Below are 14,236 nucleotides of genomic sequence, written 5' to 3'. Positions count from 1 at the left end.
GGGGTAGCCCCCCTTTTTTTCATTTGTTTTATTGTTCTAATTTTTTCCCTTCCTGCCAAACCACAGTCAGAAGTGGGTTATCTAATTGTTGACCATACGAAAACCCCCTGGGGACATAGGTTTTACAAAACTTTTACGGAAGTCTGGAAACCACCTAAAGGGATTGATGGATATTTCATAATTATCAAGGAAGAAAAACCATCTTTTAAACAGAGCTGGATAGTTGTATCTGTAGGTGATAATATCTATAATAGGATTGTTTATGTGAACTTACTTAAACCTACTACTGCCGACTTTGATATGCAGAGATATGCGGTATCAGCATCAAAACGTGTTTTAAAGTTTCTGTTATCCGATTTTCTGAGAATTAAAAGCCTTGAGAATCAGATGTAAGGGGGCAGAATGAAAAGGGGAAAAATCATAACTTTCTTAATAAGTGCATTAACACTCAGTACCGCTGTTTCTGCGTCTACTTTGACTTATAAGTTTCTCATACCAGCTTTTGGAGGAGACCCTAATTATTTCTATGCTTTCAAGTCCGAGGCCGATGCCCAGAACATTTACCATGCACCTTCAAAGCCGATCCCTAAAACATCAGCTCTGGAGGATTTCAAAAACAGATTACAGTACTTAATTTTAAGCAAACTTGCTTCTAAAATTGCAAATGCAGCTTTTGGAGAAGAACAGCTAAATCCCGGAACTTATGAAATAGGCAATTTCCAAATTCAAGTTATACCATCAGAAACGGAAATACAAGTTCATTTGATAGATACAACTACAGGCAATGAAACTACAGTTGAAGTGCCAATGTACAAATAGTATAATGCATTGCAAAATAACCAAGGAGAAGGATAAATGGCCTATTTGCGCCAGTTTCTGGGGGTATTATTTTGTTCTCTTGTAGTTTCTAGCTGTACCTATACAACACCCCCAAAAACCCACATTCCTATGACTGTTCAGCCTCCTAAAACAGACGAGGAGCCTCCCGTTCACAGTCTCTTAGAGTTTCTCCCTCCACCTAAAGAAGTGATTCCTGTGGCCATATATAACTTCAGGGATAAAACCGGTCAGTATAAGGTTTACAACAATATAAGCACCTTTTCCACTGCCGTAACTCAGGGTGCTGCATCAATACTGATTAAAGCCTGCTACGACAGCGGCTGGTTTCTACCCCTTGAGAGGGAAAATCTTGCAGACGTTCTAACTGAAAGGAGAATAATAAGGAACGCCATAGAGCAGGAGCTGAGGAAGAAAGGGCTACAGCCGAAAGGAGATGTGCTACCACCTCTCAAGTTTGCCCCTATAATACTTACAGGAGGTATAATAGGGTATGACACAGACGTGGTAACGGGAGGGTTTGGAGCTCGCTACTTTGGTGTTGGCGGTTCAACCAAGCTTAGGAGAGATAGAGTAACTGTTTACTTAAGGGCTGTTGCTGCAAAGACGGGAGAGGTTCTCCTTACCGTAACTGCAACCAAAACGATTCTTTCGCGGGAAGTAGATGTAAATGCTTTTAAATATGTAAAATGGAAAAGACTATTTGAACTGGAAAGCGGTGTAACTACCAACGAGCCTGCCCTCTATGCCCTTCAAGGAGCTATTGAAAAGGCTGTATATGCTCTTATAATTGAAGGTATAGCTAAAGGTTACTGGCAGCCGAAAAACCCGAAGGACGTCTACTCACCAGTTGTTCAAGAATACTTTAAGACAAAAGTTGACCAGATTAAAGAAGAAGAGGACAACTTAAGAAAAATACTTGGAAGGGACTTTACAGAAAAAGAAATAAGGGAGTATTTAAAGAGGATAAGACAGGAAAGAGGTCTTGTGGTCTGGTTTGAAGACGATAAAGTTAAGAAAAAATAACGGCAGGTGGGAAAATGGAAAATAAACAGTTTAAGTTGATTTTCTCTGCTGTTGCTAAAGACGATATTTCCCAGCTATCACAGTTGATAGAAAGGGGAGTTCCACTAAACGTTTCTGATGAGAAAGGGGTAACCCCCGTTCACGTTGCCGCTAAAAAGGGAGCTTTGAACAGCCTGCAGGTTTTTAGAAATCTCGGTTTTGATTTGAACGTTCCCGACGTTAAGGGAAGAACACCTGCACACTACGCCGCAGCTGCAGGGAACCTGAAGATTCTGGAGTTCCTCTCCTCTGCAAATGCTGAACTGTGCAGAGGTGATAAAGAGGGGAGAACGCCTCTACACTACGCGGCGGCTGCAGGTAAACTTGAGGCCATTGAATTTTTGGTAAAGGCCGGTTGCGATTTTAACTCTACCGATGCAGAGGGAAGAACACCTCTACACTACGCCGTTTCAAAGGGAAACCTTGAAACGGCTGCTAAGCTGATAGACTTGGGAGCAGACGTTGACAGGGGGGATGCTTTAGGAAAGACTCCTCTACACTATGCCGTTGAGAAGGGGGACATCTCCATTGTTAACCTCTTCCTTGAAAGAGGGGCAACCCCTGATGCACGGGACAGTTTTGGAAAAACAGCTCTCCACTACGCCATAGAGGAGGGGAACGCTGCTCTCGTTAAGCAATTTCACTTTCTGAAAAACATTCCCACGCGGGAGGGTGTTTATCCTATACACCTTGCCGTTGAAACTGGCAGGAAAGACATCTTCAATCTGCTCGCTGAGTTGGGGGCAGAGCTAAACGTTAAAGATAACTTAGGGAAGACTCCCCTCCACTATGCCGTTGTAACCGGGAACGGAGAGATTGTTGAGGAGCTCCTTAAGAGGGGAGTTCTCGTCTCGGAAATGGACAAGTTTGGGAAAACTCCCGTTCACTACGCCATAGCCAACAGAAATACTGAAGCTCTAAGGCTTTTCCTATCAGTTATTGACAGGGAAACGTTAAAAGGCAAAGGGCTTCTCCACGAGGCAGCTTCCCTCAACGAGGCAGACGTTGTAAGGTTTTTAGTTGAAAGGTTAGGTTTTGACGTTAATGAGAGGGACGGAGAGGGAAGAACACCTCTTCACCACGCCGCAATGAAGGATGCCTTTGAAGCATCTTCTGTTCTCCTTGAGTTGGGAGCTGATGTAAGGGCAAGAGACAAATTTGGAGGGATTCCACTCCACTATGCAGCTGCAAACAACAGCGTTAGGCTCATAGAGCTCTTTCTAAAACTGGGAGTTGATGTAAATGAGAAAAACGACTTTGGAAGGACTCCCATCCACTATGCCGTTATTAACGAGGCTGAAAAATCCCTCTCTTACCTGATTGAACAGAGGGTAGATGTTAACGTTCAGGATAAAACAGGGAAAACTCCCCTCCACTATGCTGTTGAAAAAGGTAGAGCAGATTTTGTAGAACTCCTTTGCAAGCACGGTGCCAATCCGAACCTTAAAGATGAGAAAGGCTTACCCCCCCTACACTACGCTGTAGGTTTAAACTTTGCTGAAGCTGTTAAAACTCTGGTAAGGTGCGGTGCTGATAAGGAAGTTCGAGATACCGATGGAAGGACTCCTCTCCACCACGCTGCTACCACAGGTGCTGTGGATGCAGCTCAGGCGCTGATTGAAGCAGGAGTAGACGTGAGGGTCAGGGACAAGTTTGGGGGAACGCCTATCCACTATGCAACTGCAAACAACAGCGTTAAAATCCTGGAACTCCTCTTCAAAAGTGGTGCGGAGATTGAAGAGAAGAATGAATTTGGCAGAACACCTCTTCACTACGCCGTTGTTAAAGGAGCAAAAGAGGCTGTTGAGCGTCTTATAAACCTTGGAGCAGATGTTAATGTTCAGGATAATCAAGGTAAAACCGCTCTCCACTTTGCCGTTGAAGGACAACATTTAGACATTTTAGAGATGCTGCTTTCCGCCGGTGCCAGGGTGAACCTTCCTGACAATGAAGAGGTTACTCCTTTACAACTGGCAGTAAAGAACAATACTGTTCCTGTACTTGATAAGTTTTTGAGGCTTGGAGTGGACTTTAACTATAGAGGAGAGCACCAGAAAACCCTTCTCCATGAAGCTGCCCTTTACAACGCCGTTGATTCAATTAGGTTTTTAGTTGAGGAAGTAGGACTACCTGTTGATGTTAAGGATGAGTTTGGCAGGACGCCTCTATGTCTAACTACGAAGAACGATGCGATAGAAGCGGCTCGCCTCCTTGCTGACTACGGAGCGAACCTTGAAGCAACTGATAATTACGGAAAGAGAATAACCCACTACTGCGGTATTCATAACGCTTTTAAGATAGCAAAAATGGTTCTGAAGGCAGGAGCAAACGTTAATGCCAGAGATTTCCTCAAGAAAACTCCTCTTCATTACGCTGCTGTTAGCAATGGAGCAGAGGTTGCAGAAGTATTTTTGAAGGTAGGAGCAGACCCTCTTGCCGAGGATTCAGGCAAGGTAAGTCCTCTAAAAGAAGCTGTTGAGGACAGGAAGTTTAAAGTTCTGAAAGTTATTACCAAGTATCTTCCTGATGAATAGTTAGAGAGCCTGAAGGAGCTTTTCCTTTAGTTCCTCCAGTTTTCTTGTGTCTGTTACTTTTTCATAGTTTATATCTGTTATGTAAAAGCTATCAATCACCCTATTTCCTTGGGTACTTATTATTGCTCTCCTGAGCCTTGTGTTGAAATCAAGGAGTATTTTCGTTATCGTGTAGAGAACTCCAAGCCTGTCGGCAGTTGAAACCTCAACGATTGTGAACTTATCTGAAGTCCTGTTGTCAATCTTAACCTTTGTCTCCGGAAGGGGAATGTTCCTCCTGAAGGTCTTTGGCCTTAATAGTTGACCTAATTCTTCAACGTTTACACTGCCGGCGTAGAGATCCGAAATCATCTTCTCAATCTCTTCAACCTTATCGCAGGAAAGGGCTTCTCCTGCAACTGTTGAAACCTGAATTGTGTAAACCATACAGTCACAGTCGTCCTCTATCGCCCTGTTTATGTTTGCCCCTTTTATGTTGACGCCGAGGTAGGAGAGAATCCCGGCAATTTTGTTAAAGAGCCCCCTTCTATACTTCGTGACTATTGTGAGCTCTGTAAAGCCAATGTCTAAAAAGCTCTCATGGGCAATTTCGTAATCCTTACCTTCCTGCCTTATCCGTTTCATCATTAAAAGGTGTTTTGCTATCTTTGCGGAAGGGTAGGTTATGAGGTAGTCCCTGTCTGCGTTTTCAAAGAACCTGTCTACAGATTCGGGTCTAATTTTTCCTGAGAGGAGCTCCTTCACCTTCTCCCTTCTCCTTCTTAACTTCTCCTCAATCAGCTCCTCTGCACTTCTGTTCTCCGTGAAGAGAGCAAGGGTTGAGTTGTAGAGCTGCCACAGGAGTGCACTCTTCCAGTTATCCCAGGCACCGGGGCCAACAGCTTTTATATCTGCATAGGTAAGGAGAAAGAGTTTCTTTAGCCTCTCTTCCGTTCCGCACTCCTCTTTAAACTGCTCTATCAGTTTAGGGTCTGTAATGTCCCGCCTAAAGGCGAGGTGAGACATTAAAAGGTGATTCCTGACGAGCCAGGCAACTTCCTCTGCCTCTTCATCGGAAAATCCCATTGCCAGCATGTAACGCTTCGCTATTCCTGCTCCTACAAGTTCGTGCTTTCCTCTCTTTCCTTTCCCTACATCGTGGAACAGGGCAGCTATGTAGAGAGTGTGAGGGCTCTCTATATCCTGGAGTATCTGTGAAAGCTTCTGTTTTTCCCTTACAGAGGTTTCGTTAGTTCCCCTCTCTTCAAGTTTTTCAAGTTCCCTTACCGTTAAGATTGAATGAATGTCTGTTGTGAACTTGTGGTAAGTATCGTACTGGAAGTGGCCTCTGAGCCTCTCAAAGTCTGGAAGGAGAGCTCCTAAAACTTTTGTATCGTGCATCACTTCCAGAACATAGGAAAGTCTTTTGGGATTCTTAAGGAGCTCCCCAAACTCTTTTAGAACCTCTTTTCTCCTGAAACCTTCCCTTCTGGTTTCAGCAGCAATCTTAAAGAGGGAGAAGGCCGTTGAGGAGAGCTCCAAACCCATTTCTTGAATCAGTTTAAAACCCTTTAAAACCAGCTTCGGATTTTTGACAACTTCCCCCTCAGCTTCCTCTTTAACGAAAAGAGTACTCTTCTCTACGTAAAACTCTCCAAAATCCTTTCCAGAACCCCTCTGGAGAAAAGAAAATAGAGACGAAGTTCTGTCGGAGAGCTCCTCAAGGGAGCTCTTTATTATTTCTCCGGTTATAACTGAAAGGTCTATTGCAGAGTTGAAGTAGTTTTTCATAAAGAGCTCAACGCCTTTCCTCTCCTTCGGGAAGCCGAAAAAGACGGCAACTTCCCTCTGCATCTCAAAGGAGAGAATGTCGCTCTTCCTCCCCGAAAGCAGGTGAAGGTGGTTTCTCACCTTAAGGAGGAAGTCGTAAGCTGAGATAACATCTCTAAAGTTCTGCCTGTCAAGGATTTTCCTGTCAAGAAATCCGGAATAGTTCTCAATTCCGTAAACGATTTTGGCTATCCAGAAGGCCTCGTGGAGGTCTCTCAATCCACCTTTACTTTCCTTAACGTTGGGTTCCTGATAGTAAACCGTTCCGTAAAACCTTCTATACCGATCTTTTCGGGAAGCGAGTATCTCCTCAACGAGATTTTTCCTATTTCTGTTAACAAAGTCTGCAAATTGCTCAGAAAAAGCTTTATCAACTTTTCTGTTTCCAGAGAGGAATCTCCTCTGGAGTAGGTTTGTAAAAACTGAGAGGTCTTTCTGGGAGAGCTCCATAGCCTCGTCTATGCTCCTTGGAGCAAAACCCAGATCGTAGTTCAGCGAGAGGAGAAAATAGTAAAAAGCTTCAATGTCCGAAAGATGACTTTCTGTAAGGTTTCCCGAGTATATGAGATTTACGTCAATATCTGAGTGAAAGTTAAGCTCTCCCCGGCCGTAACCGCCTAAAGCGTAGAAGACAACGGGAATATCCCAGTTTCCGAAAAAGTGGTTAAAGGCAGGTTTTAAGAGGCTGTCAAGAGCTTTTCTGAGCCTCTCTGCAACCTCAAATCCCGGCTCTTTTTTGTTATGGGCCTCTTTTGCCTTATCAACCTGAGAAAAGAATTTCTCCTTTAAGGTCTCAAGGCTCAATTGGTCAGCTCCGCCAGTTTCCACAGCTTGTTAAAGTTTTTCTGGTAAAGCTCTATCAGGTGAGTGTCGTTTTTTATGACAACTAAGTTCTCATCGTTTCTCTTGTTTGCGTTGGAAGTCCAGTTAAAACTTCCTGTAGAAAGAATTTTCCTATCGTAGATGGCGTACTTGTTGTGCATCAGACCACCGCCGCTTCCCCTCTTATAACGAACCCGAATCCCTGCCTTTTCAAGGAGCGGACCGACACAGTAGCGGGACTTACCATTCCCGTAGTCTATTATTACCCTGATTTTTACTCCCCTGTTGTGGGCTTTAATAAGAGCTCTGGCTATTTTCCTGTCTGTGAAGGAGTAGATAGCAATGTCTATTGTCCTTTTAGAGTGGTTTATAAGGTCTATCACCGCTTCTTCACATCCGCCCCTTGGAGAGAAGTATGCAGTTGTCTCTATTTCTCCCCTTGGAACCTGCTCTTGAGGTTGAGGAGTTCTACAGCTGTAGGGTAAGAGAAAGAGAAACAGAATAAGAAGAAATAGCCTTAATCTCAAGTTTCCCCCTCTACTTGACCTTTTTCTCCTTTACAACTTTCTCAACAACAGAGGTCTGTCCCATAAACTTTGAACCGACAACAGAGAGAAGGAGAGAATTTAAGAGGAAGAGGGCTCCTAAAATTGCCGTTGTCTTTGTAAGAACCGAACCTGTTTCTGCTCCGAAGGCCGAACCGGTAGCACTTCCTCCCATCATTGCAACGCCGCCTTCACTCTGCCCCGGCTGAATAATTACAACCAGAATAAGAAGAAGGGCAAGAATCGCTTGAACTATGAGAAGAAACATAAACATCTATTCCTCCGCATCAAATTTCACTATTTTCGCAAAACTCCCGGCCTTTAAACTGGCACCGCCGACGAGAGCTCCGTCTATATCGGCCATCTCAAGAAGACCTTTGGCGTTTTCCGGCTTCACGCTTCCACCGTAGAGAATTCTCGTTTTACCTGCCTTCTCCTCACCAAAAAGGTCTGAGAGAATACCTCTTATAAAGCTGTGAACCTCCTGAGCAAGCTCTGGAGTTGCAGTTTTCCCTGTTCCTATCGCCCAAACGGGCTCGTAGGCTATAACAAGGTCGTTTTCGGGATTGAATCCTTTAAGCCCTTCCCTGACCTGCCTTTCAACAACCTTTTCTGTCTCGCCTTTTTCCCTCTCCTCTAAAGTTTCACCGACGCAGAGGATTGGAGTAAGGTCGTGAGATGCCGCAGAGAGGACTTTTTTATTTATAAGCTCGTCGGTTTCACCGAAAATGTGGCGCCTCTCTGAGTGGCCGAGGATAACGTAAGAACAGCCAACGTCTTTCAGCATTAAGGGAGAAATCTCCCCGGTAAACGCCCCCTGCTCCTCGTAAAACATGTTCTGGCCACCGAGGGCTATGTTGCTACCTTCAAGCTCTTTTCCAACGGCGTAGAGAGCTGTAAAGGGCGGGCAGATCAGAATGTCCCTATCTGTAACGTTAGAAACCAGGCTTTTAAGCTCTCTAACCAGCTCAAGGGCTTCTGGAACCGTTTTGTGCATCTTCCAGTTTCCGGCAATTAAGAGCCTTCTCAACCTATCCCCCTTAAGAAGCTTTTGTTAACTCGTATTTAGGTTTACCGGTTTTTACAGATTCAGCGTCAATTATAACCCTCTTTATATCCTTCCTTGTAGGAACTTCAAACATAACGTCAGTCATGAGCTTCTCCATTATAGCCCTTAAGCCCCTTGCTCCTGTTTTTCTCCTTATGGCTTCCCGGGCAATTTCCCTCAGGGCGTCTTCTGTAAACTCAAGCTCAACTCCCTCAAGCTCAAGCATCTTCTTGTACTGCTTAACTAAAGCGTTCTTTGGCTCTGTAAGAACTCTAACGAGGTCTTCTTCTGTAAGCTCTTTAAGGGTTGCAACAACGGGAAGCCTGCCGATGAGTTCAGGAATTAGACCGAACTTAACCAAATCGTCTGGCTCAACGTGTTTGAGGAGCTCATCTCTCTCCATCTTTTTCTTATCAACGTCGGCGGTGAATCCCATCGCTCCCTTGCCGATTCTCCTTGCGATAATGTCCTCAAGTCCTACAAAGGCACCGCCGCAGATGAAAAGAATGTTTGAAGTATCAATCTGGATGTACTGCTGGTGGGGGTGTTTCCTTCCGCCCTGAGGTGGAACGTTGGCAATTGTTCCCTCAAGTATTTTCAGGAGTGCCTGTTGAACGCCCTCTCCTGAAACGTCTCTGGTTATTGACGGGTTCTCGCTCTTTCTGGCTATCTTGTCTATCTCGTCTATATAGATGATTCCCCTCTCGGCCTTCTCTATATCGTAGTCGGCAGCCTGGATGAGCCTTAAAAGGATGTTCTCAACGTCCTCTCCAACGTATCCGGCTTCAGTTAGGGTTGTTGCGTCGGCAATGGCAAAGGGAACGTCTAATAGCTTTGCCAGAGACCTTGCAAGGAGCGTTTTTCCGGAACCTGTTGGCCCTATTAACAGAATGTTGCTCTTTTCAAGCTCAACGTCGTCAACGTTTCCGCCAGACATTATCCTCTTGTAGTGGTTGTAAACAGCAACAGAAAGAACCTTTTTAGCTTCCTCCTGGCCGATTACGTACTGGTCTAAGAACTCCTTAATCTCTTTTGGAGTTGGGAGCTTCTCTACTTTGACGGGAGCTCCCTTCTTCTCTTCCTTTTCGTGGAGCATCTTGTAACACTCATCAACACAGAAATTACAGATGGCAACCCCTTTAGGTCCCGTTATTAAAGCCTCAACTTCCGACTGCGTCTTGCCACAGAAAGAACATCTCCTTTCCGGAATAGTTGTCTCAAACATTACTTCTCCTTTTGAAGTGAATTTGTCAGGTTCTAATATAGGAGAGGTTAGACAATTCTTTCAATTTCAGCTGCACTAAGAAGGGGAATAAGGTGTTTTTCGGCCTCACGGCTACACACCAGAATTTGAGACGTTGAATTAATGGGAAATGTGGCAACGTAATCTGCCGGAATGTTTAAGATCTGATCGAGAAAAGAGAGAAGCGTCTCCTCATTCTTGAATCTAATCAAAAAGATGCAGAAATCAGAAGAGTAGTTACCCTTTGTGAAGTTTCTTTTAACGTAAGTTTTCTTATATCGGTCAAGTTCCTCAAGCTCAGGGTAGAGAACGGGAAACGCAGTTCGCTTTAAACCGGGAAGGACTTTTCTGGCAACTCTAAAAACTTCTTCATCTAAAGGCAGTTCTTCCATAATTTTAATAGCCTCTTCTGGGGTAAGGGCTTTTCTGTAAGGTCTATCGGAGGTGAGGGCATCGTAGATATCTGCAACAGAGATTATCCGAGATAGAAGGGGTATCTCCTCACCCTTAAGGCCGTCGGGGTAACCAGAACCGTCAATCTTTTCGTGATGATGCCTAACTACTTTGGCCACTTCTTCAAATCCCTCAATTCGGCTGAGTATCCTCTCTCCCAGAACAGTATGGAGTTTTATAAGCTTAAACTCTTCATCGGAAAGGGAAGAAGGCTTTATCAAAACCCAGTCTGGAACGCTAAGTTTTCCAATATCGTGAAGAAGAGCAGCCATTCTCAGTGTTTTTACTTCATCTTCTCTCAGTCCCATTTTTTTAGCTATCGCCTCTGAGTAAGAAGCAACGTTCTGAGAATGTCCTCTCGTATAAGGGTCTTTTAGCTCTTCAACAATTGAGAGGAGCTCTATTATCTCCCTTTCCCTTCTCTCTTTCCTCTCAATCTCTTCAAGGAGCTTCATTTTCTCAGAAACCTTGTGCAAAAAGTGATTTAGCGGAATTGAAACAACAGGATTCTTCAGACCTTCAACTCTCCTTTTCTTAAATACCGAATCAGGAGTCAATTTCTGGTAAGGGAAAAATTTTTTAAAGAGTCTTTCAAGTTCCTGCTTCAGTTCAAAAGGAGAAACAGCATCTAAGTAGTGATTAATTTCCAAAAGCCTTAAGAAAATATTGAAGGCAATTCCTGAAATGGTAGAAAACGCAAGAACAAAAATCAGCGTAATCAGGTAAAAAATCTTATTAAAAGAACTAAACGGAGACGATAGGATCAAAGAGAATATGAAAGCAGTATAGATAAAGAGGAGCTCCCTCCTCCATCCGTAAAAAACGGTATATAGGAAGTTTACCATCAGGAAATAAGCTTCGCTTATAAAAACGACGGGAGGGGAAAGGAAAAAGTTGAGGAGAGAGGCAAGGATGGGAGCTCCGAAAGAGAGAAGGGCAATCCTGTTGTCGCAGAACCTATAGATAAGGTAAGAAACAAGGAGCTGAAAGGTTCCCGGCACTGAGTAGTAAGCAGTTAAAAGTATCAAGAACTGAGAGGTTGAAATGTTTGAAGAAATAAGGGCAACCGTAAGTTGAACGTAGAAAATAAGCGCGAGAAAAACGGCAGTAGAAGCGTTTAGGAAGGCAAAAAGCTTATTCCTCCCGCATACAGCTGTTAACTGTTCTATAATCCTTTCCATCGCCAACGTTCAATTAATAATTTTGACTAAAACATAATTCTAAACAATTTCAGGAGGAACAAGGTGGTGAAGGTAAAGGTGTGCGGAATAACAAGACTTGAGGATGCTCTTTTCGTATGCCAAAAGGGAGCAGACGCCGTTGGCTTTATTCTTTACCCAAAGAGCAAGCGGTTCATAAAGGCAAAAGAGGTAAGAAAGATAACCTCTCAGCTACCACCGTTTATTACAAAGGTTGGAGTGTTTGTGAACGAAGACCCGAGGGACGTTCTTGAGATACTGAGCTATGCTCACTTAGACTTTGCACAGCTTCACGGAGATGAAACTCCTCAAGAGTGTGAGTACATTGGAGCAAACAGAGTTATAAAAGTTTTTAGGCTGAAAACAGAAGAAGAAATTGAAAAGATAAAACCCTACATTGGAAAGATAAGAGCCATACTTTTAGACACTTACGACTCAAAAGTTTACGGCGGAACAGGAAAGCCTTTTAACTGGGAAATAGCGATAAAGGTTAAAGAAACCTTCCCGGAAATTCCTCTAATCCTTTCCGGTGGCCTTAACCCTGAAAACGTTGAAAAGGCAGTTAGAACCGTTAAGCCTTACGCCATTGACGTTAGCAGCGGAGTTGAAACTGAACCAGGAATAAAGGACAGGGATAAAGTAGAAGTCTTCATTAGAAATGCAAAATGTACCTTCTGATTAGTTGAAATTAGTTTTCAACTGCACTATTTTTGAGAATAGAAACCACTCTGGAGGGAACTATGGGAACAAAAGCGAGGGAACTTGTTGGAGAACACGCAGACAAAATCGTTGAGCTCTTAAACAGAGCCCTATCAGACGAGTGGCTGGCCTACTACCAGTACTGGATTGGCTCAAAGGTAGTTAAAGGACCCATGAAATCTGCCGTTGCTGCAGAGCTTGTCCAACACGCTCAGGATGAACTCCGCCACGCCGACATGCTGGCAATGAGGATCTTAGAGCTTGGAGGAACGCCGGTTTTAACGCCAAAACTCTGGTTTGACCTTACAAACTGCGGTTACGACGCTCCGGAAAACCCGTTTGTTAAAAACATATTGGAACAGAACATCAAGGGTGAAAGGTGTGCAATTGACGTTTACCACAAGATTATTGACTACACAAAGGAGATAGACCCGGTTACCTACAACATTGCCCTTCAGATTATGACAGACGAGATGGAGCACGAGGAGGACCTTCAGGGACTCCTTGAAGACCTAATGAACATGGAGTTTCTAAAGTAACGGGGAGAGGGAGCTCCCTCCCCCTTCCTCATCTTCCTAAAACTTGACGCAGCCTATCTGCCCGTCGTTCTCCCTGCAGATAGCCGAAGCTATTTTCTTATACCTTCCGATGGTAACGATAAAGGTTCTGTAGTGGGGCTCTTTTATAGTTTTCTTTTTCTTCTTAAACTCAGGCTTTGCCCAGCCTCCAACCTCTCCCTGAACGCACTTCATACCCCAACGTAGAGGCCGCGGGAGGCGTTCCAGTGGAGCGAGTTCCAGCAAACGGAAAACTCCATTGGCGTTCCGTCTGATATGAAGGTTAGTGTTCTCCTTACCGGGTTAGAAATGACCTTTCCTACTCCCGGCAGGTTTAAAATTGTCTCCCCGGCAAAGGAGGAGAGAGGAAAGAGAAGAATTCCAGATAAAAACAGCGGGATCAGGCGTTTCATCTCAACCTCTTATAGGGTTCACTAATTAACCTAATCCCGCCTATTTAAGTATTCAATCGTTCTTCTCTTCCTCGGAAAGGTTTACCTCTATGTGGAGCTCCTCTAACTGCTCCGGCCTTACGGTATCGGGAGCTCCCGTAAGTAAACACTGGCCTCTCTGGGTTTTAGGGAAGGCAATAACATCCCTTATTGATTCCTCACCTCTCATAATCGCACAAAGCCTATCAAGTCCAAAGGCCATTCCGCCGTGGGGGGGAGCTCCGAATTTCAAGGCCTCTAACAGGAATCCAAACCTCTCTTTTGCTTCCTCGTCTGAAAGGCCAATAACCTTAAAGACCTTCTCCTGAATGTCCTCCCTGTGGATACGGATACTTCCTCCGCCTATCTCAACGCCGTTTAAGACCATATCGTAAGCCCTTGCCCTAACGCTTCCCGGGTCTTCAAGGAGCTTCTCAACGTCTTCCTCTTTGGGGCTTGTAAACGGATGGTGGAGTGCTTCCCACCTGTTCTCGTCCTCGTTCCACTCAAACATGGGAAAGTCAACAACCCACAAAACGTTCACCTTGCTCTCATCTATAAGGCCTGCCATCTTCCCTAACTTAAGCCTCAGGTTAGAGAGTGCCGCGTTAACAACGTCTGGCTTGTCTGCAACGAAGAAGAGGATGTCCCCGGGTTCAGCCTCAAGCCTTTCAAGAATCCTGTTCATCTCCCCTTCTGTGAAGAACTTAACGATTGGAGACTGGAGGCCGTCTGGAAGAACCTTAATCCAGGCAAGGCCTTTTGCACCGTAAATTCCAACAAACTTTGTTAAGTCGTCTATCTCCTTCCTTGAAAGCTTTGCTCCCCCTTTAAAGTTTATGGCCTTTACAATTCCACCTTTTTCTGCAACGGTTCTGAAAACCTTAAAACCGCACTCCTTGGCTATGTCTGTTATCTCCTTCAGCTCAAGGCCGAAGCGGGTATCGGGCCTGTCTGTTCCAAAGCGTGCCATAGCCTCATCGTAGCTCATAAC

The 14,236-nt window shown here is 44.4% G+C and carries 15 protein-coding genes; 6 read left to right on the top strand and 9 right to left on the bottom strand.

Annotated elements, in window-relative coordinates; all coding sequences use genetic code 11:
- The first annotated feature begins 72 nt into the window (after positions 1–72).
- From F8H35_RS00535 to F8H35_RS00520, 4 genes are all read left to right on the top strand, one after another.
- Positions 73–393 carry a CsgE family curli-type amyloid fiber assembly protein gene (locus F8H35_RS00535; protein WP_472571626.1) on the top strand — a complete coding sequence of 107 codons (321 nt, stop codon included), beginning with the start codon at positions 73–75 and terminating at the stop codon, positions 391–393.
- Positions 394–402: 9 nt separating this feature from the next.
- Complete coding sequence (locus tag F8H35_RS00530; protein WP_472571625.1) at positions 403–819, top strand: curli assembly protein CsgF; 417 nt, start codon at positions 403–405, stop codon at positions 817–819.
- Positions 820–948: 129 nt separating this feature from the next.
- Positions 949–1,863, top strand: a complete 915-nt coding sequence (locus tag F8H35_RS00525) for a CsgG/HfaB family protein (RefSeq protein ID WP_472571624.1) — start codon at positions 949–951, stop codon at positions 1,861–1,863.
- 14 nt (positions 1,864–1,877) lie between these two features.
- The gene (locus F8H35_RS00520) at positions 1,878–4,436 is read left to right on the top strand and encodes an ankyrin repeat domain-containing protein (RefSeq protein WP_472571623.1); all 2,559 of its coding nucleotides are present in this window, start codon (positions 1,878–1,880) and stop codon (positions 4,434–4,436) included.
- Here F8H35_RS00520 and glnD read toward each other — a convergent pair whose 3' ends face one another.
- Genes glnD through F8H35_RS00490 form a run of 6 tightly spaced genes read right to left on the bottom strand, consistent with a single transcriptional unit; the run spans position 4,437 to position 11,537 of the window.
- Complete coding sequence (gene glnD, locus F8H35_RS00515; protein WP_472571622.1) at positions 4,437–7,049, bottom strand: [protein-PII] uridylyltransferase; 2,613 nt, start codon at positions 7,047–7,049, stop codon at positions 4,437–4,439. It abuts the gene before it with no gap.
- Positions 7,046–7,594 carry a phospholipase D family nuclease gene (locus tag F8H35_RS00510; RefSeq protein WP_472571621.1) on the bottom strand — a complete coding sequence of 183 codons (549 nt, stop codon included), beginning with the start codon at positions 7,592–7,594 and terminating at the stop codon, positions 7,046–7,048. The genes glnD and F8H35_RS00510 overlap by 4 nt, the downstream gene beginning before the upstream one ends.
- 10 nt (positions 7,595–7,604) lie before the next feature.
- On the bottom strand, positions 7,605–7,886 hold the full coding sequence (gene secG, locus F8H35_RS00505; RefSeq protein WP_472571620.1) for a preprotein translocase subunit SecG: 282 nt from the start codon (positions 7,884–7,886) through the stop codon (positions 7,605–7,607).
- On the bottom strand, positions 7,887–8,642 hold the full coding sequence (gene tpiA, locus F8H35_RS00500; protein WP_472571619.1) for a triose-phosphate isomerase: 756 nt from the start codon (positions 8,640–8,642) through the stop codon (positions 7,887–7,889).
- A 10-nt stretch (positions 8,643–8,652) separates the two neighbouring features.
- Positions 8,653–9,885 carry an ATP-dependent Clp protease ATP-binding subunit ClpX gene (gene clpX / locus F8H35_RS00495; protein ID WP_472571618.1) on the bottom strand — a complete coding sequence of 411 codons (1,233 nt, stop codon included), beginning with the start codon at positions 9,883–9,885 and terminating at the stop codon, positions 8,653–8,655.
- Positions 9,886–9,932: 47 nt separating this feature from the next.
- A complete protein-coding gene (locus F8H35_RS00490) occupies positions 9,933–11,537 on the bottom strand; it encodes an HD-GYP domain-containing protein (protein WP_472571617.1) in 1,605 nt (534 codons plus the stop codon).
- Positions 11,538–11,600: 63 nt separating this feature from the next.
- Here F8H35_RS00490 and F8H35_RS00485 point away from each other — a divergent pair, with 63 nt between their 5' ends.
- On the top strand, positions 11,601–12,233 hold the full coding sequence (locus F8H35_RS00485) for a phosphoribosylanthranilate isomerase (protein WP_472571616.1): 633 nt from the start codon (positions 11,601–11,603) through the stop codon (positions 12,231–12,233).
- 62 nt (positions 12,234–12,295) lie between these two features.
- Positions 12,296–12,793, top strand: a complete 498-nt coding sequence (locus F8H35_RS00480; RefSeq protein WP_472571615.1) for a ferritin-like domain-containing protein — start codon at positions 12,296–12,298, stop codon at positions 12,791–12,793.
- 36 nt (positions 12,794–12,829) lie between these two features.
- Here the strand turns inward: F8H35_RS00480 and F8H35_RS00475 are convergent, their stop codons facing one another.
- From F8H35_RS00475 to aspS, 3 genes are all read right to left on the bottom strand, one after another.
- Positions 12,830–13,006, bottom strand: a complete 177-nt coding sequence (locus F8H35_RS00475) for a hypothetical protein (RefSeq protein WP_472571614.1) — start codon at positions 13,004–13,006, stop codon at positions 12,830–12,832.
- On the bottom strand, positions 13,003–13,224 hold the full coding sequence (locus tag F8H35_RS00470) for a hypothetical protein (RefSeq protein WP_472571613.1): 222 nt from the start codon (positions 13,222–13,224) through the stop codon (positions 13,003–13,005). The genes F8H35_RS00475 and F8H35_RS00470 overlap by 4 nt, the downstream gene beginning before the upstream one ends.
- Positions 13,225–13,276: 52 nt before the next feature.
- Positions 13,277–14,236 (bottom strand): aspartate--tRNA ligase (aspS, locus tag F8H35_RS00465; RefSeq protein WP_472571612.1); only part of this gene is annotated, 960 nt, incomplete at its 5' end.

It is taken from the genome of Thermovibrio sp. (assembly GCA_015488335.1).
In the GTDB taxonomy this organism is placed as follows: domain Bacteria; phylum Aquificota; class Aquificia; order Desulfurobacteriales; family Desulfurobacteriaceae; genus Balnearium.
This window is presented reverse-complemented; position numbering and strand designations above follow the sequence as displayed.

Bases quoted from the DNA above. Each gene is read 5' to 3' on its own strand.
- F8H35_RS00530 (WP_472571625.1), top strand. From the start codon at position 403: ATGAAAAGGGGAAAAATCATAACTTTCTTAATAAGTGCATTAACACTC.
- F8H35_RS00525 (WP_472571624.1), top strand. From the start codon at position 949: ATGACTGTTCAGCCTCCTAAAACAGACGAGGAGCCTCCCGTTCACAGT.
- F8H35_RS00520 (WP_472571623.1), top strand. From the start codon at position 1,878: ATGGAAAATAAACAGTTTAAGTTGATTTTCTCTGCTGTTGCTAAAGAC.
- secG (WP_472571620.1), bottom strand. From the start codon at position 7,886: ATGTTTATGTTTCTTCTCATAGTTCAAGCGATTCTTGCCCTTCTTCTT.
- clpX (WP_472571618.1), bottom strand. From the start codon at position 9,885: ATGTTTGAGACAACTATTCCGGAAAGGAGATGTTCTTTCTGTGGCAAG.
- F8H35_RS00490 (WP_472571617.1), bottom strand. From the start codon at position 11,537: ATGGAAAGGATTATAGAACAGTTAACAGCTGTATGCGGGAGGAATAAG.
- F8H35_RS00480 (WP_472571615.1), top strand. From the start codon at position 12,296: ATGGGAACAAAAGCGAGGGAACTTGTTGGAGAACACGCAGACAAAATC.
- F8H35_RS00475 (WP_472571614.1), bottom strand. From the start codon at position 13,006: ATGAAGTGCGTTCAGGGAGAGGTTGGAGGCTGGGCAAAGCCTGAGTTT.
- F8H35_RS00470 (WP_472571613.1), bottom strand. From the start codon at position 13,224: ATGAAACGCCTGATCCCGCTGTTTTTATCTGGAATTCTTCTCTTTCCT.